The sequence below is a fragment of the Mesorhizobium sp. RCC_202 genome, assembly GCF_041355295.1.
Classification (GTDB): domain Bacteria; phylum Pseudomonadota; class Alphaproteobacteria; order Rhizobiales; family Rhizobiaceae; genus Mesorhizobium.
Genome location: NZ_JBFUPO010000001.1, coordinates 148,187 through 167,118 on the forward strand (window position 1 = coordinate 148,187; position 18,932 = coordinate 167,118).

Below are 18,932 nucleotides of genomic sequence, written 5' to 3' on the forward strand. Positions count from 1 at the left end.
CCGATTTGTAATCTCGACCATCTCAAAAAAGCCGGGTTCAGCCCGGCTTTTTCATTGGGAAACCCGCCTGTGCGGCGACAAAGCCGGCGCGACGCGGTTTCCACCGGCGTCAAATGGTCTAGATTGCGGGTGGGTGAAGTTCGCGACGAGGAGAACGCATGAGGGTTGGCCGCTTCGGGACAGTTTTCGCATCGGTGCTCGCGCTCGGCTTCGCCGCCAGCCTGCAGGCCAGCTTCGCCGATGAGTGGCGCACAACCTCGTCCCTGATCGGCCCGTCGAAATATGGCGAGAATTTTCAGCACTACGACTACGTCAATCCGGATGCGCCCAAGGGCGGCACCTATAATTCGGTCGTTCCCGGCAGTTTCGATAGCTTCAACCCCTATATCGTGGCGGGATCGCCGGCTGCGGGGCTGGTCGGGTTCGGTGGCGGGCTGCTTTACGACACGCTGATGGACCAAGCGCAGGACGAAGGCAGCGTCAGCCATCCGTTGGTCGCGGATGCCTACAAATATCCGTCCGACTATTCCTCCGCGACCTACAGGCTGGATCCGCGCGCGAAATGGCATGACGGCCAACCGATCACCGTCGATGACGTCGTCTGGTCCTTCCAGGTGCTCAAGGCCAACAGCCCGCAATACAGCCGCTATTTCGAGAACGTCACCGACGCTGTGGCGATCTCGGATCGTGAGGTCGAATTCCATTTCAACCAGAAGGGTAACCGCGAGCTACCCAAGATCCTCGGCGATCTCGTCGTTTTGCCGAAGCATTGGTGGGAAGGCACCGACGCGAGCGGCAAGAAGCGTGACATCACCAGGCCGACTCTGGAGCCGCCGCTGGGCTCCGCCGCCTATAAAATCGCCAGCTTCAAGCCGGGTTCCGAGATCGTCTGGGAGCGCGTGCCCGACTATTGGGGCGCCAAGCTGCCGGTGAAGATCGGCCGTGAGAATTTCGACACGCAGCGCTTCACCTACATCCTCGACGACAATGCCGCCTGGCAGGCCTTCACCAAGGGCGGGCTCGACGACATCAAACCGGAAAACAGCTCGAGGCGTTGGGCGACGTCTTACAACTTTCCGGCCATCAGCGCCGGCGACGTGATCAAAAAGGAATTCAAGACGACCTCGCCCGAGCCGATGCAGGCTTTCATGCTCAACCAGCGCCGGCCGCTCTTTCAGGATCGCCGGGTACGCGAGGCGCTGACCTATCCCTACGATTTCGAGACGATGAACCGCACGCTGTTCTTCGGCTTCAACACCCGCACCCACAGCTATTTTCAAGGTACCGAGCTGGCGTCGAGCGGCCTGCCGCAAGGCAAGGAACTCGAAATCCTCGAGAAATATCGCGACAAGCTGCCGCCGGAACTGTTCACCCAGGAATTCAAGCTGCCGGTCTATGACTCGCCGCAGGCGGAACGGAAGTATCTGAAGCAGGCGGTAGACCTCTTCGCCCAGGCTGGCTGGGTGATCAAGGGCGGCAAGATGGTGAATGCCAAAACCGGCGCGCCGTTCAAATTCGAAATCCTCGGCACGTCCGACACGGACCAGATCCTCTCTGGCAACTACATCGCCAATTTGCGCAAGATCGGCGTCGATGCGACGCTGCGCATCATCGATACCAGCCAGTACGTCAACCGTGTCAACAATTTCGACTACGACGTCATCACCAACCTGCTGCAGCAATCGGAATCGCCGGGCAACGAGCAGCGCGATTTCTGGAGCTCGAAGGCCGCCGACGCTCCGGGATCGCGCAACTATTCCGGCATCAAGGACCCGGTTGTCGACGCATTGGTCGACCGCATCATTTTCGCCACCGACCGGGACGATCTGGTCGCAGTCACCCATGCGCTCGATCGGGTGCTTTTGTGGAACTATTACGTCGTGCCGCAATATTACCGTGCTGTGGTGTGGCTCGCCTATTGGAACAAGTTCGGCGTGCCGGACAAGCAGCCCACCTACCGGGGCGCCGACATTGATTCCTGGTGGATCGACACGGCGAAGGAAAAGGCGCTGGCAGCCAAATACAAGGGCCTCAATTGATGGGGCGGCAGGCGGCGCTTCCTCGTCGTGACTTCCTGGCGCTCGGCGCCGCTGCCGCTGCCGCCGCGCTGCTGCCGGGCCGCGCTTTCGCCGAGACCCAGACCGGTGTCAAACTGCATGGCCTGTCGGCCTTCGGCGAGCTGAAATACAAGCCCGACTTCACGCATTTCGACTATGTCAATGTCGATGCGCCGAAGGGCGGCCAGATGAATTTCGCACCGCCGAACGGCACCCTGAATCAGAGCTTCCTGACTTTCAACACGTTGAATTCCTTCGTGCTGAAAGGCGATTCGCCGCCGCGCACCGAACTCTGCTTCGATACGCTGATGACAAGCGCGCTCGACGAACCGGACTCGGTCTACGGCTTGCTCGCCGAGTCCGTTACCTTGTCGTCTGACCGCAACGGCTTCCGCTTCACGCTGCGGCCGCAAGCACGTTTCCACGATGGCACACCTTTGACCGCCGACGACGTCGCCTTCGCATTGAAGCTGTACAAGGACCAGGGCCACCCGAACCTGTCCAAGGCGCTGCGCTATATGACGGAGGCGGTTGCCGTCGATGCCACCACCGTCAATCTCACCTTCAACGGCCAGCAATCGGCGCAGAACATTCTTTCGGTCGTAGCCATGCCGATCGTGTCGAAGGCCTACTATACGGTCAATGTCTTCGACGCCTCGACGATGACGCCGCCGCTCGGTTCAGGAGCCTACAAGATAGGACGCGTCGTGGCCGGACAGACCGTCGAATACGAACGCGTCGCCGACTATTGGGGCCGCGAGCTTGCGGTGAACCGCGGCCTCCACAATTTCGACCGCATTCGCATCGACTTCTATCTCGATCGCCAGGCGGCGTTTGAAGCTTTCAAGAAAGGCGACACGCATTTCCGCGAGGAATTCACCTCGCGGGTGTGGGCGACCGGTTATGACTTCCCGGCGTTGAAGGAGGGCAAGGTCGTCAAGCGAGAGTTTCCCGGGGAGAAGTCGCCGGACATGCAGGCCTTCGCGCTGAACCAGCGCCGTCCGCAATTCCGCGATGCGCGCGTGAGGCGAGCGATCGCCTATTGCTTCGATTTCGAGTGGATCAGGCGGGCTTTGTTCTTCGGCTCCTATGAGCGCTCGCAATCAAATTTCGAACGATCGGACTATAAGGCCGAAGGATTGCCATCGCCGCAGGAACTAGCCCTGTTGGAGCCTTTTCGGGCCGAATTGCCGCCGGAGACTTTCGGCGAACCGGTGATGCAGCCTACCTCCGACGGTTCGGGCCACGACCGCAAGCTGCTCGGCGCGGCGTCAAAACTGCTTGCCGAAGCCGGCTGGAAGCGGGCGGGCAACTTTGTCGTCAACGAAAAGGGCGAGCGGCTGCAAGTGGAAATGCTGGGTGAGGATGACAGCATCATTCGCATCTTCACGCCATGGGCCGAGAATATGAAAGCCATTGGGATCGACGCCTCGATCCGGCAGGTCGATTCAACACAATATGAGCAGCGGCAGAGCAATTTCGATTTCGATCTCAACATGCTGCATTGGTCGATCGGCGCGACGCCCACTGCCGACGGCCTGGAGATACTCTACGATTCCCGCATGGCGAAAACCCCCGGGCAGCGCAACTATCCAGGCACCGAGAGCCGCGCCATCGACGCCCTGATCGTCGCAGCCGGCAAGGCCAACAGTCGGGTAGATCTCGTTACGGCGCTCAGAGCGCTCGACCGGGTCTTGCGCGCGCGACTGGATTGGATTCCAAGTTGGTATTTGGCGAATCACCGTGTCGCCTATTGGGATATGTTCGGCTTTCCCGAACAGAAACCCGATTTCGGCTTTCCGGTCGAAACGTCGTGGTGGTTCGACAAGGGCAAGGCGGCAAAGATTGGCAAGGCCTGACATGATCGTTCGCGCGGGATCGGCCGCCTGATGGGCGCCTATATCCTGCGTCGCATTCTTTTGATGATCCCGACGCTGTTCGGCATCATGGCGATCTCTTTCGCCGTTATCCAGTTCGCGCCGGGCGGACCGGTCGAACAGGTGATCGCCCGACTGACCAACCAGGGCGGCAATGATCGCCTCGGCGGTGGTGGTGGGGATGTCCAGGGCAGCGGCAATTTCGACGTCGCCGGCGATGTCGGTTCGAAATATCGCGGCGCGCAGGGTCTCGACCCCGAGTTCATCAAGAAGCTGGAAAAGCAGTTCGGCTTCGACAAGCCACCGCTCGAGCGCTTCGGCATGATGCTGTGGAATTATATCCGCTTCGATTTCGGCGACAGCTATTTCCGCGACATCTCGGTGCTGGACCTGGTCCTGGAGAAAATGCCTGTCTCGATCTCGATCGGCCTGTGGATCACGCTTTTATCCTATCTGATCTCGATTCCGCTCGGCATCCGCAAGGCGGTGAAGGATGGCTCGACCTTCGACGTCTGGACCAGCGGCGTCGTCATCGTCGGCTATGCCATTCCCGGATTCCTGTTCGGCATCATGCTGATGGTGCTGTTCGCCGGCGGTTCGTTCTGGGACTGGTTTCCGCTGCGTGGCATTGTTTCCGACAATTGGGACCAGCTGTCGTGGCCGGGCAAGATCGCTGACTATTTCTGGCACATGACGCTGCCGTTGACGGCGCTCGTCCTGTCGGCCTTCGCCACGACGACGCTCCTCACCAAGAACTCCTTCCTTGAAGAAATCCGCAAGCAATATGTGGTGACGGCGCGCGCCAAGGGCCTGTCCGAACGCAAGGTTCTCTATGGCCACGTGTTCCGCAACGCCATGCTGATCGTCATTGCCGGCTTTCCCGGCGCCTTCATCTCGGCCTTCTTCACCGGCTCGCTGTTGATCGAGAACATATTCTCGCTCGACGGCCTCGGCCTCCTTGGCTTCAAGTCGGTGATCGACCGGGACTATCCGGTGGTGTTTGCCACCCTTTACATCTTCTCCCTGCTTGGCCTGTTCGTCGGCCTGTTGTCGGACCTGATCTACACCTGGGTCGACCCGCGCATCGATTTCGAGCGGAGAGACATCTGATGGCGGAAGCCGCGATCGAAAGCGCGCCGGTGCGCCCTCGCAGGCCTTGGCTGTCGCCACTCAACCAGCGACGATTGCAGAATTTCAAGGCGAACCGGCGTGGCTACTGGTCGCTGTGGATCTTCCTTGTCCTGTTCGTGCTGTCGCTGTTTTCCGAGCTGATCGCCAACGACAAGCCGATCATCGCCTCCTACAAGGGCGAGATCCTGTTTCCGGTTCTGGTCGCCTATCCAGAGGAAAAGTTCGGCGGCTTCTATGCCGTTACCGATTATCGCGATCCGGTCATCCAGGACGAGATCAATGCCAATGGCTGGATGGTCTGGCCGCCGGTTCGCTATTCCTATCAGACCGTCAACAACGCCGTTCCGGAACCGGCGCCGGCAAAACCATCCTGGCTCTACGACAAGAAGACGCGCTGCAACCAGTATCCGCAGGGTGAGGCAGACCCGAACTGTAACGTCGGCAACTGGAATTGGCTGGGCACTGACGACCAGGCCCGCGATGTGCTGGCACGCGTGCTGTACGGCTTCCGGATCTCGGTTCTGTTCGGCCTGATCCTGACGCTCGGTTCCTCGCTGATCGGCGTGGCAGCGGGTGCGCTGCAAGGCTATTTCGGCGGCTGGACCGACCTTCTCTTCCAGCGTTTCATCGAGATCTGGTCGGCAATACCGGTGCTCTATCTCCTGCTGATCGTCTCAGCCATCCTGCCGCCGGGTTTCTTCATTCTGCTCGGATTGATGCTGCTGTTTTCCTGGGTGGCGCTGGTCGGCGTGGTGCGGGCCGAATTCCTGCGCGCCCGCAACTTCGAATATGTCAACGCGGCGCGCGCGCTCGGCGTGCCCAACCTCACCATCATGTTCCGGCATCTGCTGCCGAACGCCATGGTGGCGACGCTGACCTTCCTGCCTTTCATACTCAGCGGTTCGATCTCGACCCTGACATCGCTCGATTATCTCGGCTTCGGTCTGCCGCCGGGTTCGGCTTCGCTTGGCGAGTTGCTGAAACAGGCGCAGCGCAACCTCAATGCACCTTGGCTCGGCATTTCGGGTTTCATCGTCATATCGCTGATGCTGTCGCTGCTCGTCTTCGTCGGCGAAGCGACGCGCGATGCCTTCGACCCGCGCAAGACGTTCAAATGACCGAAGACCTGCTGTCCGTCCAAGACTTGAGCGTCGCCTTCGTGCAAGGCGGCAAGCAATCCGTGGCCGTCGACCACATCTCCTTCGACATCGCCAAAGGCGAGACGGTCGCGCTTGTTGGCGAATCCGGTTCCGGCAAGTCGGTCTCGGCGCTGTCGGTGCTGAAGCTCCTGCCCTACCCCGCGGCCAGCCATCCGTCAGGCAAGATCCTGTTCCAGGGCGCCGATCTGCTCGCCATGAACGAGAAGCAGTTGCGCCAGGTGCGCGGCAACAAGATCACCATGATCTTCCAGGAGCCGATGACCTCGCTCAACCCGCTGCACACGATCGAACAGCAGATCGTCGAGGTGCTGCAGCTGCATCAAGGCATGCGCGACCAAGCCGCCCGCGCGCGAACGCTGGAGTTGCTCAACGAAGTCGGCATCCGCGATCCGCAAAAACGCCTCGACGCCTATCCGCACCAGCTCTCCGGCGGCCAGCGCCAGCGCGTCATGATCGCCATGGCCTTGGCCAACGAGCCGGAGCTCTTGATCGCTGACGAACCGACGACGGCGCTCGACGTCACCGTGCAGGCGCAGATCCTGGAATTGCTGGCGGGGCTGAAGTCCCGCAAAGGCATGTCGTTGCTGTTCATCACCCACGACCTCGGCATCGTGCGGCGGATTGCCGATCGCGTCTGCGTGATGACCAAGGGCAAGATCGTCGAAAGCGGGCCGACCAGGGACATCTTCGCCAACCCGCAGCACGCCTACACCAAGCACCTCTTGGCCGCCGAGCCGAAGGGCAAGCCGCCGGCGGCCAACCCGGACGCCAAGGCGGTGATGGCGGGCCGGGATATCAAGGTATGGTTCCCGATCAAGAAGGGTTTCTTCCGCACCACGGTCGATCATGTGAAGGCGGTGGACGGCATCGACGTCACCGTGCGCGCCGGCCAGACGCTCGGCGTCGTCGGCGAATCCGGTTCCGGCAAGACGACGCTCGGCCTGGCGCTGGCCCGGATGATTTCGTCCACCGGCACGATCAATTTCGACGGACGCGACATCAACCAGCTCTCTTTCAACGCCATGCGGCCGCTCCGGCGCGAGCTGCAGATCGTCTTCCAGGACCCGTTCGGCTCACTCAGCCCGCGCCTGTCGGTCTCGGAGATCATCGAGGAAGGCCTGAAGATCCACGCGCCGAAGCTGTCGGCCGACGAGCGCGACGACAAGGTCGTCGACGTGCTCAAGGAAGTCGGCCTCGATCCGGAAACGCGCCACCGCTATCCGCATGAATTCTCAGGCGGCCAGCGCCAGCGCGTCGCCATCGCGCGGGCCATGGTGCTCAACCCGCGCTTCGTCATGCTCGACGAGCCGACCTCGGCGCTCGACATGAGCGTGCAGGCGCAGGTCGTCGACCTTTTGCGCAGCCTGCAGGCCAAGCACAACCTCGCCTATCTCTTCATCAGCCACGACTTGAAAGTCGTCCGCGCGCTTGCCAATGACGTCATCGTCATGCGCAATGGCCAGATCGTCGAGGCCGGGTCGTCCGAACAGATTTTCATGAGCCCGCAAACCGACTATACGCGGGCGCTGATGGCGGCCGCCTTCAAGATCGAGACGGCGCCGACCGGCGTGGTCAGTGAGTAATCAAGCCGAGCAGGCATAACAGGGAAAATCCGCGAATGGAAAAAGGCAAAATCCTGCTTGCCGTCACCGGCTTCCACCCGCAGCGCTGGCACGAGTTGCTGGCGGCCGAGCGCGAGGTCGTGCTGGAGCCGAACGGCCCGAGCGATCCCTCGATCACCTACGCCGTGGTGTGGAAGCAGAAACCCAATCTTCTGTCGTCGTTGCCCAATTTGCGCGCCATCTTTTCGATCGGCGCCGGCGTCGACCATATCTTTGCCGATCCCGGCCTGCCCGATGTGCCGATCGTCAAGGTCGTCGCCGACAATCTGACGCAATATATGACCGAATATGTCGTCTGGCGGGTGCTCGACCACCATCGCCAAGGCATGCTCTACCGGGCGCAGCAGCCGAAGAAGACATGGCACGAGCCGCCGCAGCGCCCCGCCGGCGACATCTCCGTCGGCATCATGGGTCTCGGCCATCTTGGCCGCGCCGCGGCCTCGGTGCTGCTCTCGCTCGGCTTCGCCGTCAATGGCTGGTCGCGCACCGACCGGCCGATGAAGGGCGTTTCAAATTATTCCGGCGAGTCCGGATTGATCCCGTTCCTCAACGCCACCGATATCCTGGTGGTGCTTTTGCCGCTGACGCCGCAAACCCAGGGCATCGTCAATTATGGCCTGCTCAAGGAATTGCGCCGGCGCAACGGCCTCGGCGGCGCGGTGCTGATCAATGCCGGCCGTGGACGGCTGCAGAAGGATGCCGACATCCTGCGGGCGCTGGACGACGGCACCTTGAAAGAAGCGAGCCTCGACGTTTTCGAGGTCGAGCCGCTGCCGAAGACCAGCCCGCTGTGGAGCCATGCGAAGGTGTTCGTCACACCGCATGCGGCGGCAACATCGGACCCGGCCCATCTGGTGCCGACCATGCTTCGCCAGATGGCGGCCTTCGAGCGCGGCGAAAAGCTTGAGAACCTGGTCGACCGCAAGGCCGGATATTAGCTAAGCGTCAAACCCCATTCGCGGAAGCACTGCTTGATTGCCCTCACGGAGGATAGTTGCAGCTTCGGCAGGTCGAGCTCGTCGAACATGGCGCGGTAGCGCTTGCGATTCTTCGGCTGGACCACGGCAATATGGTGGATCATGTCCCATTTGACGCTGTCGCGCCCGCCTTCCAGGGCACCGAGCCTGCCGGTCTCGAACAGCGTCCGGCGAAAGTAACGCAGCAGACTCGCAGGCGTGGAGATATCCAGCAGGATCAGGCCCGTCGCTCGCCGGAGGCGCTGTGGCATGCAAATCGAGTAATTTCCCTCCATCACCCAGCGCTCGCCGGCGATCGCGGCATCGTGGAGGGCAATGAATTCGCCTTTCGGACGCGGCTCCCAGTCCGTGTTGGGCAGATGATGCAGCACATCGAGGTGAATGGCTTCTGAGCCGAGCTTGCGGCCAATCGCGTTGGCGAGCGTCGACTTGCCGCTGTTGGATGGCCCCAGGATGCAGATGCGGCTGCCGAGATCCAAGAGGTTCATCGGTTGGGCTTTCAAGCGCGGCACGCAGCTCGGCGATCAGTCGATTGCAAAAGCCGGGTATCGCATATCAAATTCTCAGGCGGGCTTCGAGCCAGGCAGCCCGAAACTCTCTTTTTTCTTCGGCTTGCCGCAGTCGCGACGCTCGATCGAGCGGTTCATGGCGTCGATCTCGCCGCTCGCCTTGTCGGTATCGCGCTGAGCCTTCGACCGCATGTCCGGCGTGAACGGGCCGAGGCCCATCGCCGGATTGGAGAAGCTCGCCTTGGCGGTAACCGGCAGACTGCTCTGCTGCGCGAGCGTGTTGCGGTTGGCGATGAGCTGATCGCACGGCACGTCGTCATATTGCAGCGAGGATTGGACGTTCTCGTCCTGGCGCTCGGACATCGAGGTGCCGCCGACGCAGCCGGCAACGGTGAGGCACGACACCAATACGACCATGTTCCAGCGCATGGATCCCTCCTTAGAGCAATTCCGTCCGGAATTGCGCACACAAAGACTGGTGTCCGCCCCGCGCAACCCCGATCATGCAATTTCGGCTTTTTCGCAGCAAGGTCAGGGTTCAGACCCCCGTTCTCTCAGCCACGATGGCCAAGCCATCTACAGGCGCGCCACGATCCAGGCGAATGATCGTGGGATCGAGCGACAGGATAGCCAACCCATTCGCGGCAAGAACGCGGCGCATATAGTTCTCGGAATGCGCATAACGCCGCGACGGCTGCAAGGCGAAGTCATCGCTGCCGCCGGCAAGCAGTTCGAGCGAGAACGCAAACACGCCTTTGCCGGCCAGGCTCGCGGCAGCAGCAGCAACGATGCCTTCCAGCGCACCGATATAGATGAACACGTCGGCCGCCACCACGAGGTCGACCCTGACGCCATCGCAAGCAAAATGCTGGAGATCGGCTTTCGAGAGGCGGTCGTAGATGTTCTTGGCGCGCGCCTTCTTCAGCATAGCAGCTGAGATGTCATAGCCCTCCAGGCGGTCGACGAAGGGGCGCAGCCTTTCACCCATCAGGCCAGTGCCGCAACCGAGGTCGAGCGCCAACCGGAAACGACCCGGCCTTGCCTTGGCGATCGCCTGGCGTAGAACATCCGGAAGCCCGTAGCCGAGCTTTTGTACCAGCGATTCCTCGAAACTGTCGGCGTAGTGGTCGAACAGGGTTTCGACGAAAGCGCTGGGTGGCGCGGCGGCGACCGGTGCATGGCCGATCAGTTGCAGTTTCAGCGCAGCACCCAACCGGTCCGCGGGGTCGAGCTTCAACGCCATCGCCCAGGCCTGCGCCGCCTGATCGGGAAGGCTGGCCGCCTCCTGCATCTCGCCGAGGCGGAACCAGCCGGCGGCCCATTGCGGCGCCAGGTCCAGCGCGCCAAGCAGAAGCTCAGCCGCCTGCGCCGGCTCGCCGGAGGCAAGCAGCATCTCGGCGAAATCGGCGCGACGGTCGGCATTCAAGTCGCCGGACAAGGCCTGAAGCGGTTTCATGCGTGAGGATCCGGCCGGCGAGGCGAGCCGGCGGTCGGCTTTAAAACATGATCCCGAAAAGTGGGAACCGGTTTTCGGAGAGAGATCATGCTCCAACAAAGAGATCGTTGTGGCGTTTCAGCGAAACGCCACAACGATCTAGGACGAGTCAGCAGTCTCGCGCAACAGGCTTCCCGCGCGGGAATTAGCCACTATCTTTGCACGATGCGCGCCAGCGATCTTCTCAAATCCCGGCCGGAAGGCCTTTATTGTCCGCCCGGCGACTTCTTCATCGATCCCGTGCGTCCAGTGGAACGGGCATTGATCACGCATGGCCATTCCGACCACGCGCGCTCCGGCCATCAATCGGTGCTCGCCACGCAAGAAACACTCGACATCATGGGCCTGCGCTACGGCGAGGATTTTGCCGGCACGACGCAGACAGCGGCTCTTGGCGAGACCGTCGATATCAACGGCGTCGCGGTCACTTTCCATCCGGCGGGGCACGTTCTGGGCTCGGCCCAGATCGCGGTCGAGCATCGCGGCATGCGCATTGTCGCCTCCGGCGACTACAAGCGGCAGAAGGACGCCACCTGCCTGCCCTTCGAACCGATCCGATGCGATGTGTTCATCACCGAGGCGACGTTCGGCCTGCCGGTGTTCCGCCATCCGCCGGATCATGAGGAAATCGCGCGCGTGCTGAAATCGGCGGCGCAGTTTCCCGAGCGCTCGCATCTGATCGGCGCTTACGCTTTGGGCAAAGCGCAACGGGTGATGCGGCTGTTGCGAGATGCCGGTTACGACCGGCCGATCTATATCCATGGCGCGCTGACCAGGCTCAGCGAATATTATGAGAGCCAGGGCATCGATCTGGGTCAGTTGGAGCCGGGGACGGTGGAAAGCGGCAGCAAGTCCGATTTCGCGGGCGCCATCGTCGTCGGTCCGCCCTCGGCCTTCGCCGACCGCTGGGCGCGGCGCTTTCCCGACCCGATCTCCTGCTTCGCGTCCGGCTGGATGCGCATCCGCCAGCGCGCCAAGCAGGGCGGCGTCGAGCTGCCGCTGATCATTTCCGACCACGCCGACTGGGACGAGCTGATCATCACCATCAAGGAAACCGGCGCCGGCGAGATCTGGGTGACGCATGGCCGCGAGGAAGCGCTGGTGCGCTGGTGCGAGCTGGAGGGGATAGCGGCACGGCCACTGCATCTGGTGGGATATGAGGACGAGGGCGATTGATGGCTTACGTGTGTGAGACAATCGCCACCGCCGTGCTCTACGGCCCCCCTCTCTGTCCTGCCGGACATCTCCCCCTCAAGGGGGGAGATTGGCAGCTTTTGCGCCGGCGCATCTCTTTCGGCGTCGGAGATTGGCGAAGGCCGGCACGAGGGCTGATCTCCCCCCTTGAGGGGGAGATGGCCGGCAGGCCAGAGAGGGGGGCTTCGCGCCAGCTTCCGCAATTGGCGTGCGCCCGCCCATGAACCGTTTCGCCGAGCTCCTCGACCGCCTGGTGCTTACACCATCGCGCAACGGCAAGCTGACACTGCTCACCGACTATTTCCGCAGCGTCGAGGACCCCGATCGCGGGCTGGCGCTGGCGGCGATCACCGGCGATCTCAACATCGCCGCGGTGAAGCCGGCAATGCTGCGCGCGCTGGTGGTCGAGCGCATGGACCCGGTGCTGTTCGGCTATTCCTACGACTATGTCGGCGACCTTGCCGAAACGGTGTCGCTGGTCTGGCCGCAGCCGGCCGGGCACATCCCCAATCACGTGCCGACACTGGCCGACGTCGTCGGCAGGCTGCAGGCGGCGAGCCGCTCCGACGGACCGAAGGTGCTGGCGCGATTGCTCGACGACGCCACCATCTCGGCGCGCTTCGCCATCATCAAGCTGGTGACCGGCGGCCTGCGCATCGGCGTGTCGGCCAGGCTCGCCAAGCAGGCGCTGGCCGACTTTGGCAAGGTCGACGTTGCCGAGATCGAGGAGCTCTGGCACGGGCTGACGCCGCCCTACACCGAGCTTTTCGCCTGGCTGGAAGGCAAGGCGGACAAGCCGACGAGCGCGGCACTCGCGCTGTTCCGCCCGGTGATGCTTGCCAACGCCGTCGACGACAGCGATCTCGCAAAGCTCGCTCCGGCCGACTATGCGGCGGAGTGGAAATGGGACGGCATCCGCGTGCAGGCGGTCTGCGAAGGCGGTGTGCGCCGGCTCTATTCGCGCACCGGCGACGATGTGTCCGGCGCCTTCCCGGACCTTGCCGCGGCCATGCATTTCGAAGCCGCGCTCGATGGCGAGTTGCTGGTCGGCGATCCACGCGAGGCGACGGGCACGTTTTCGGACCTGCAGCAGCGCCTGAACCGCAAGAGCGTGTCGCCGAAGATCCAGCAGCAGTACCCGGCCTTCATGCGCTGCTACGACGCGCTGCAGATCAACGGCGAGGATTTGCGCGCGCTGCCTTTCGCCGAGCGCCGCAAGCGGCTCGAAACCTTCATCGACACGCTCGATCCCGGCCGCTTCGACCTGTCGCCGTTTGTGACGTTTGCCGACTGGGAAACGCTGGAGCGGCTGCGCGCTGCGCCGCCGCATCCAATCATCGAAGGCGTGATGCTGAAGCGCTGGGACTCGCCCTATCTCGCTGGACGGCCGAAAGGCCCGTGGTTCAAGTGGAAACGCGACCCGCACACGGTCGACGCGGTGCTGATGTACGCGCAGCGCGGCCATGGCAAGCGCTCCAGCTTCTATTCCGACTACACGTTCGGCGTCTGGTCGGGCCCGGAGGGCGCCGAAGAGCTGGTGCCGGTCGGCAAGGCCTATTTCGGCTTCACCGACGAGGAGCTGAAAGAAATCGACAAATATGTCCGCGACAACACCATCGAGCGTTTCGGGCCGGTGCGCTCGGTGCGCGCCGACCGCAACAACGGGCTGGTGCTGGAAGTGGCCTTCGAAGGGCTCAACCGCTCGACCCGGCACAAATCCGGCGTCGCGATGCGCTTTCCCCGCATCTCGCGGCTGCGCTGGGACAAGCCCGCGGCCGAGGCAGATCGTATCGAGACGCTGCAGGCGATGTTGGACTAGGGCGTTTCACCGTTCACGGAAACGACGAGCCGCCCTAACGCTTTGTTTTGACGCAATTCCGGACGGAAAACCGTGTCACACTTTTCCTGGAATTGCTCTAGAAATCCGACGCCGGCGCCTCATCCCACCCGGCGCTTCGCGCCGACCTCCCCATCGAGGGGAGGTAGAAGGTCGCGCTACCCCCTTACCTCCCCTTGATGGGGAGGTCGCGCCGAAGGCGCGGGTTGGGTGGAGCGCCGACGTCAGTTATGAAAAGACCCGTCACTCCGCGATCGAAACGCGTATCTCGTAGATGTCGACGGACTTGCCCTGCTTGTCGAAGTCCGAATTGACGGCGATCGTGCCGGCTGCGCCCGGGTGCATGTCCGGGAACTGGACGTCGAACAGATACTCGTTGCGCTCGTGGCCGACCGCGTAGCGCTTGCGGCCGCAATCGCCGAGATTGCCGAAATTGCAGTCGACCGAGATCTGCGTCTCCTTGCCCTCTTCGGAACGGGCGACGATGTCGAACATGGCATGCTTGCCGGCGAGCTTTTCCAGCACGCCCTGGCCGACATCGAAAGCAATCGCCGAGCCCGACGCGCCCGAGCGGATGCGCAGGAACTGTCCGGTGTCGTCCTTCATGACGTCGGCACTGGCATCCGAGGGCGTGCTGACATGGGTCGGGTCGCTCGGCAAGAAGACATTGATCCAGTTCTTGGACTGGTCAGCCTCGCCCGGCTTCTGCGGCGAGCCGGCGACCGGTGGTGAGGAATCCTCGCTGTCGAGCGACGGCGTCGGTTCCGGCGGGCCGGTGTCGAGCTGCGCGGCAGTCTTGAAGACACCGGTCTGAAACGCGAAATAGCCGCCGATGCCGATGGCGGCCAGCAGCGTCGCGACGACGAAGATCGCCGTCAGCGGCAGGCGCCGGCCCCTGATGCGCCGCTCGTCGCGATCGGGGCTCACCTCGGCGCCATTGCCGACCGGAGCGCCCGGCGCTTCATCCAAAGAAGGCGCGTCGGGCAGCGCCGTCTCGTCCGGCATGATGTCGGGGACCACAGGCAGCACGCGCGAGCGCGGCTGGTCGGAGGCGTCCGGCTGCACCGGACCGTCAACGGTAATCGAGGGTGACGTCGCGGCCGGCGCCGGTGGCCGCGGCGCGTCGACCGACGGCGCGGCGGATACGGCCGGCGCTTCGACGCGGGGGGCCGGCGCGGCATTCCCCGCGGGCGCCACGTTTTCCGGCGGCAGCGTCACATCGGGCACGGCTTGTATGAATTCGGATTCGATCTCGGCGATCTTGGCCTGGACCGCCTTGCGGCGGCTGATGGCGGCTTCGACCGTGATGTTGGGATTTGCCTGCAGCACGCGGTCGAGCGCGGCAAAGGCGGATCGATAGACCCTCTCGCGAAACGCCCGGTCCTCGGCATTGCCTTTCTCGAAGGCATTGCGGATCGCTTTCTCGATGGCGTCCAAGCGAGCTCCCTCTGCGCGTTCGCCCCTTGATCGTTAGCCGCAGCCGACCAATCAATCAACGGGCGGCTGGCTACCTTGCCGGCGCTTCCCAAGCCATTTCGGCATTTTTTGCTTGATAATCAACACTTTTCGTCGCCCGGACCCAATCGGGCCACCGCAGGCGGCAGACGGCGAGCTGCCCTGCGCGACAGTCGCGGACAGGAATTGCCGATCACACGGCCGGAATTAACCGCCACCCATCTTGAATTAGCGGCCGGTTGAGTCTATCACGCAGCCCATTCTGGAAGCTCAACGCTTCCCGGGCCGCTTTAGCTCAGTTGGTAGAGCACATCATTCGTAATGATGGGGTCAGGTGTTCGAGTCACCTAAGCGGCACCACTATTTCAACACCTTGGCTGATGACCCCGCCGGTTGGGCCGCGAATATGCGCCCGGCATTTTCACTCGCTTGCCTGCCCGGCGGGCCGTTATGCGTTTACAGCCCGGGCAACACTTCTTAGGTTGCACATATGGTGCTCAAACGCATGGACAATATGGGAATCGTCGTCGAGGACCTCGACGAGACGATCGATTTCTTTCGCGAGCTCGGCCTTGAGCTCGAAGGTCGAGGCACGATCGAGGGCGAATGGGCCGGACGTGTCACCGGGCTGGGCGATCAGCACGTCGAGGTTGCCATGATGCGCACGCCGGACGGCCACAGCCGACTCGAGCTATCCCGCTTCCTCACGCCACCTGTCGTGGAGGATCACCGCAACGCCCCGGTCAACGCTCTGGGCTATCTGCGCGTCATGTTCGCCGTGGACGATGTCGACGACACGCTTGCAAGGCTCCGCAAGCGCGGCGCGCAGCTCGTGGGCGACGTGGTCCAGTATAAAAACGCGTATCGGCTCTGCTACATCCGCGGTCCGGGAGGGCTGCTCATCGGACTTGCCCAGGAACTTAGCTGAGCGCGATGCGAGGCGGCGACCGCCACCAGCCGTCCACGCCGACCTGCAAGCTTCGGATCAAACCTCGTAGAATTCCCGGTACCATTCCACGAACCGCGGCACGCCGATCTCGATCGGGATCTTCGGCCTGAAGCCGGTCGCCTGCTCGAGCGAGCTGACATCGGCGAAGGTCGCCGGCACGTCGCCCGGCTGGAACGGCATCAGATTGCGAATTGCCTTCTTGCCCAGCGCGTCTTCCAGCACCTCGATCAGCCGATTCAGCTCGACAGGCGCGCTGCCGCCGATGTTGTGGATCCGGTAGGGCGCGTTGCTGGTCGCCGGATCGGGTGCAGCGCTTGACCATTGCGGGTTGGCCGTCGCGGGTTGCCGCATCACGCGGATGATGCCTTCGACGATGTCGTCGACATAGGTGAAGTCGCGCTGCATGTTGCCGTGGTTGAAGACGTCGATCGGCTCGCCGGCAAGGATCGCCTTGGCGAAGATGAACAGCGCCATGTCGGGCCGCCCCCACGGACCGTAGACGGTGAAGAAGCGCAATCCCGTCGTCGGCAACGCGAAGAGGTGGCTGTAGGTGTGCGCCATCAGCTCGTTCGCCTTCTTGCTGGCGGCATAGAGGCTGAGCGGGTGGTCGGCCGAATCGTGCACGGAAAACGGCATGCGCGTGCTGCCGCCATAGATCGAGCTCGACGAGGCATAGACCAGATGGCCGACCGAGGCGTGTCGGCATCCTTCCAGGATGTTGAGGAAGCCGCTGAGATTGCTTTCCGCATAGGCGTGCGGATTGGTCAGCGAATACCGCACGCCGGCCTGGGCCGCGAGATTGACGACGATTTCCGGCGCGGCCGACTGAAAAAGCGCCGAGATACGGTCGCGCTCGGCGAGATCGACATGCTCGAAGTCAAAATTGGGAAATGCCTTCAGCCGTTCGAGCCGAGCCCGCTTCAGGTTGACGTCGTAATACTCGTTCATGGAATCGAGGCCGACGACCGTCCGGCCCTCGGCAAGCAGCCTTTGGCAAAGATGAAAACCGATGAAACCGGCCGCGCCGGTGACCAGAACAGGCCTGCTTGATGTCACGGTATGTCCCTCTCAGGCTCCGACGCTTGACCCGATGTCGTCCCTTTTAGCTGATTGTGTGGCGTGTGTTGCCAATTTCGATATCCCTGCCGACGAGAACAGTTTCTCCCACCCTCCCTTCCCTCGGATACTGCCGCCTGCGCCAAACGGTGGAAGCATATCGACCATTGTCGAATTCAAGGTTTGGTGGAAAACTCCCCTGATCAGCATGGGAGGTCGAAATGCCCAATACTTTCAAGACCGGAGAAGTGGTCAGGCTGAAGTCCGGAGGGCCGCAGATGACGGTGAGCGACGGCGCGGCCTCGGGCATGTATCTGTGCCACTGGTTCAACCGCGACGGCGACGTCTGGACCCCGCAGCACGCGGGCTTCAAGCCGGATCAACTGGTGGCGGTCGACCACCCGAAATAGTCGCCACAATCTTTCGCTGGGGACGGCACCGATCCGGCCGCGCCGGATTTGATTGTCTGTTGTCTTGTCGAAAGGTACCGACGGATTTCGCTCATGACTGCGTTTAACGGCTGAAGCGCGGCCGCCAATGGCCGCGCGCAACCGGAGACGAAAGCATGATCCGCCGTTCGATATTTGCCGTTGCCCTTGGTTTGCTGACCGCCGGCGCCGCGGTTGCCCAGACGACGACGCCAACCCCTGCCCCCGCGCCGGTTCAAGCCACACCCGACAGCTCAGCCGCCGGCGGCGGCAAGACCGGCCTGACGCTGGAAAAGTTCGAGGCACGGCGGGAAAAGGCCTTCATGCGGGCCGACACCGACAATGACGGCAAGGTGAGCCTCGCCGAATGGACCGCCTTCCAGGCCGAGCGCAAGGCCAAGGGCGATCCGGCGAAGTCCTTCGCGCGCATGGATGCCAACAAGGACGGTTTCGTCGACAAGGGCGAACTCGACGCCTTCCTGGCCAAGCGTTTCGCCAAGCTCGACAAGAACAGCGACGGCTTGCTCAGCGCCGACGAGCGGCCAGGCCACAAAACCGCTCCCAATCAGGAGCAATGACCACGAGGTTATGCAGCGCGATGACACCTTTGAGCGCCCCGGCTGATGGGCGCCGATACCGACGAGGAACTGGTACGCCGCATCGGCGCCGGCGACCCCGCCGCCGTGCAGGCGATCGTGGCGCGAAAGCTGCCGCGCATCCTGGCTCTGGCCGCCCGGATGCTCGGGGACGCGGCCGAGGCGGAGGACGTCGCGCAGGAGACCTTTATGCGCATCTGGCGCCACGCCTCGGGCTGGCGCCAGGAACGCGCACGCTTCGACACCTGGGTCCATCGCGTGGCGCTGAACCTCTGCTACGACCGGCTGCGAAAGCGGCGCGAATGGACGACGGACGAATTGCCGGAGGTGGCCGATGAGGCGCCGCTTCCCGACGCATTGCCCGGCGACGAAGAGCGGCGGGTCCAAGACGCGCTGCAGCGCATCGCGCCGCGCCAGCGCGAGGCGATCGTGCTGGTGTATTATCAGGAGCTGTCCAACAGCGAGGCGGCCGATGCCATGCAGGTCAGCGTCGATGCGCTGGAAAGTCTGCTCGCGCGGGGTCGTCGTTCCTTGCAGGGCCTACTCGTCGGAGACGATGGCAATGATTGAGACAGTGAAGGAGTTGCCG

At 62.8% G+C, this 18,932-nt stretch carries 17 protein-coding genes and 1 tRNA gene; 13 read left to right on the top strand and 5 right to left on the bottom strand.

Annotated elements, in window-relative coordinates; genetic code table 11:
- Nucleotides 1–158 precede the first annotated feature (158 nt).
- From AB6802_RS00690 to AB6802_RS00715, 6 genes are read left to right on the top strand one after another with little or no spacing between them, the layout of a single operon-like run.
- Nucleotides 159–2,039: an extracellular solute-binding protein gene (locus AB6802_RS00690; protein ID WP_371008070.1), complete on the top strand. Its 1,881-nt coding sequence runs from the start codon at nt 159–161 to the stop codon at nt 2,037–2,039.
- Complete coding sequence (locus AB6802_RS00695) at nt 2,039–3,916, top strand: extracellular solute-binding protein (protein WP_371008071.1); 1,878 nt, start codon at nt 2,039–2,041, stop codon at nt 3,914–3,916. Before AB6802_RS00690 ends, AB6802_RS00695 begins: the two co-directional genes overlap by 1 nt.
- A 30-nt stretch (nt 3,917–3,946) precedes the next feature.
- The gene (locus AB6802_RS00700; protein WP_371008072.1) at nt 3,947–5,044 is read left to right on the top strand and encodes a microcin C ABC transporter permease YejB; all 1,098 of its coding nucleotides are present in this window, start codon (nt 3,947–3,949) and stop codon (nt 5,042–5,044) included.
- Nucleotides 5,044–6,183, top strand: a complete 1,140-nt coding sequence (locus AB6802_RS00705; RefSeq protein WP_371008073.1) for an ABC transporter permease — start codon at nt 5,044–5,046, stop codon at nt 6,181–6,183. The genes AB6802_RS00700 and AB6802_RS00705 overlap by 1 nt, the downstream gene beginning before the upstream one ends.
- Nucleotides 6,180–7,808, top strand: coding sequence for an ABC transporter ATP-binding protein (locus AB6802_RS00710; RefSeq protein WP_371008074.1), 1,629 nt, complete (start codon nt 6,180–6,182; stop codon nt 7,806–7,808). Before AB6802_RS00705 ends, AB6802_RS00710 begins: the two co-directional genes overlap by 4 nt.
- A 35-nt stretch (nt 7,809–7,843) precedes the next feature.
- Nucleotides 7,844–8,785: a 2-hydroxyacid dehydrogenase gene (locus AB6802_RS00715; protein ID WP_371008075.1), complete on the top strand. Its 942-nt coding sequence runs from the start codon at nt 7,844–7,846 to the stop codon at nt 8,783–8,785.
- On the opposite strand, the gene AB6802_RS00720 is transcribed toward AB6802_RS00715, so the two are convergent.
- The 3 genes from AB6802_RS00720 to AB6802_RS00730 form a co-directional block, all read right to left on the bottom strand.
- Complete coding sequence (locus tag AB6802_RS00720; RefSeq protein ID WP_371008761.1) at nt 8,782–9,312, bottom strand: AAA family ATPase; 531 nt, start codon at nt 9,310–9,312, stop codon at nt 8,782–8,784. The genes AB6802_RS00715 and AB6802_RS00720 overlap by 4 nt on opposite strands.
- Nucleotides 9,313–9,387: 75 nt before the next feature.
- Nucleotides 9,388–9,762, bottom strand: coding sequence for a hypothetical protein (locus tag AB6802_RS00725; RefSeq protein WP_371008076.1), 375 nt, complete (start codon nt 9,760–9,762; stop codon nt 9,388–9,390).
- A 109-nt stretch (nt 9,763–9,871) separates the two neighbouring features.
- Entirely contained in the window at nt 9,872–10,789 is a 918-nt protein-coding gene (locus tag AB6802_RS00730) for a methyltransferase domain-containing protein (protein WP_371008077.1), read from the bottom strand.
- A 204-nt stretch (nt 10,790–10,993) separates the two neighbouring features.
- Here AB6802_RS00730 and AB6802_RS00735 point away from each other — a divergent pair, with 204 nt between their 5' ends.
- Together AB6802_RS00735 and AB6802_RS00740 are read left to right on the top strand one after the other, a co-directional pair.
- A complete protein-coding gene (locus AB6802_RS00735) occupies nt 10,994–12,004 on the top strand; it encodes a ligase-associated DNA damage response exonuclease (RefSeq protein ID WP_371008078.1) in 1,011 nt (336 codons plus the stop codon).
- 238 nt (nt 12,005–12,242) lie between these two features.
- Nucleotides 12,243–13,841: a cisplatin damage response ATP-dependent DNA ligase gene (locus AB6802_RS00740; protein WP_371008079.1), complete on the top strand. Its 1,599-nt coding sequence runs from the start codon at nt 12,243–12,245 to the stop codon at nt 13,839–13,841.
- Nucleotides 13,842–14,102: 261 nt separating this feature from the next.
- Here AB6802_RS00740 and AB6802_RS00745 read toward each other — a convergent pair whose 3' ends face one another.
- Nucleotides 14,103–15,296, bottom strand: a complete 1,194-nt coding sequence (locus AB6802_RS00745; protein WP_371008080.1) for a hypothetical protein — start codon at nt 15,294–15,296, stop codon at nt 14,103–14,105.
- A gap of 302 nt (nt 15,297–15,598) precedes the next feature.
- Between AB6802_RS00745 and AB6802_RS00750 the strand changes: the two genes are divergently transcribed.
- A tRNA-Thr gene (locus tag AB6802_RS00750) sits at nt 15,599–15,674 on the top strand.
- A 130-nt stretch (nt 15,675–15,804) separates the two neighbouring features.
- Complete coding sequence (locus AB6802_RS00755; protein ID WP_371008081.1) at nt 15,805–16,242, top strand: VOC family protein; 438 nt, start codon at nt 15,805–15,807, stop codon at nt 16,240–16,242.
- Nucleotides 16,243–16,299: 57 nt separating this feature from the next.
- Here AB6802_RS00755 and AB6802_RS00760 read toward each other — a convergent pair whose 3' ends face one another.
- Nucleotides 16,300–17,319 carry an NAD-dependent epimerase gene (locus AB6802_RS00760; protein ID WP_371008082.1) on the bottom strand — a complete coding sequence of 340 codons (1,020 nt, stop codon included), beginning with the start codon at nt 17,317–17,319 and terminating at the stop codon, nt 16,300–16,302.
- A 221-nt stretch (nt 17,320–17,540) separates the two neighbouring features.
- Here AB6802_RS00760 and AB6802_RS00765 point away from each other — a divergent pair, with 221 nt between their 5' ends.
- From AB6802_RS00765 to AB6802_RS00775, 3 genes are all read left to right on the top strand, one after another.
- Nucleotides 17,541–17,729, top strand: a complete 189-nt coding sequence (locus AB6802_RS00765) for a YodC family protein (protein ID WP_371008083.1) — start codon at nt 17,541–17,543, stop codon at nt 17,727–17,729.
- A 155-nt stretch (nt 17,730–17,884) separates the two neighbouring features.
- Entirely contained in the window at nt 17,885–18,325 is a 441-nt protein-coding gene (locus tag AB6802_RS00770) for an EF-hand domain-containing protein (protein ID WP_371008084.1), read from the top strand.
- Between the two features lie 45 nt (nt 18,326–18,370).
- Complete coding sequence (locus AB6802_RS00775) at nt 18,371–18,913, top strand: RNA polymerase sigma factor (RefSeq protein WP_371008085.1); 543 nt, start codon at nt 18,371–18,373, stop codon at nt 18,911–18,913.
- Nucleotides 18,914–18,932 lie beyond the last annotated feature (19 nt).

What these genes read in the sequence shown, in the direction of transcription:
- AB6802_RS00740 (WP_371008079.1), top strand. Translation starts at nt 12,243, where the DNA reads ATGAACCGTTTCGCCGAGCTCCTCGACCGCCTGGTGCTTACACCATCG.
- AB6802_RS00700 (WP_371008072.1), top strand. Translation starts at nt 3,947, where the DNA reads ATGGGCGCCTATATCCTGCGTCGCATTCTTTTGATGATCCCGACGCTG.
- AB6802_RS00715 (WP_371008075.1), top strand. Translation starts at nt 7,844, where the DNA reads ATGGAAAAAGGCAAAATCCTGCTTGCCGTCACCGGCTTCCACCCGCAG.
- AB6802_RS00765 (WP_371008083.1), top strand. Translation starts at nt 17,541, where the DNA reads ATGCCCAATACTTTCAAGACCGGAGAAGTGGTCAGGCTGAAGTCCGGA.
- AB6802_RS00710 (WP_371008074.1), top strand. Translation starts at nt 6,180, where the DNA reads ATGACCGAAGACCTGCTGTCCGTCCAAGACTTGAGCGTCGCCTTCGTG.
- AB6802_RS00770 (WP_371008084.1), top strand. Translation starts at nt 17,885, where the DNA reads ATGATCCGCCGTTCGATATTTGCCGTTGCCCTTGGTTTGCTGACCGCC.
- AB6802_RS00730 (WP_371008077.1), bottom strand. Translation starts at nt 10,789, where the DNA reads ATGAAACCGCTTCAGGCCTTGTCCGGCGACTTGAATGCCGACCGTCGC.
- AB6802_RS00695 (WP_371008071.1), top strand. Translation starts at nt 2,039, where the DNA reads ATGGGGCGGCAGGCGGCGCTTCCTCGTCGTGACTTCCTGGCGCTCGGC.
- AB6802_RS00725 (WP_371008076.1), bottom strand. Translation starts at nt 9,762, where the DNA reads ATGCGCTGGAACATGGTCGTATTGGTGTCGTGCCTCACCGTTGCCGGC.
- AB6802_RS00690 (WP_371008070.1), top strand. Translation starts at nt 159, where the DNA reads ATGAGGGTTGGCCGCTTCGGGACAGTTTTCGCATCGGTGCTCGCGCTC.
- AB6802_RS00705 (WP_371008073.1), top strand. Translation starts at nt 5,044, where the DNA reads ATGGCGGAAGCCGCGATCGAAAGCGCGCCGGTGCGCCCTCGCAGGCCT.
- AB6802_RS00735 (WP_371008078.1), top strand. Translation starts at nt 10,994, where the DNA reads ATGCGCGCCAGCGATCTTCTCAAATCCCGGCCGGAAGGCCTTTATTGT.
- AB6802_RS00720 (WP_371008761.1), bottom strand. Translation starts at nt 9,312, where the DNA reads ATGAACCTCTTGGATCTCGGCAGCCGCATCTGCATCCTGGGGCCATCC.
- AB6802_RS00755 (WP_371008081.1), top strand. Translation starts at nt 15,805, where the DNA reads ATGGTGCTCAAACGCATGGACAATATGGGAATCGTCGTCGAGGACCTC.
- AB6802_RS00775 (WP_371008085.1), top strand. Translation starts at nt 18,371, where the DNA reads ATGGGCGCCGATACCGACGAGGAACTGGTACGCCGCATCGGCGCCGGC.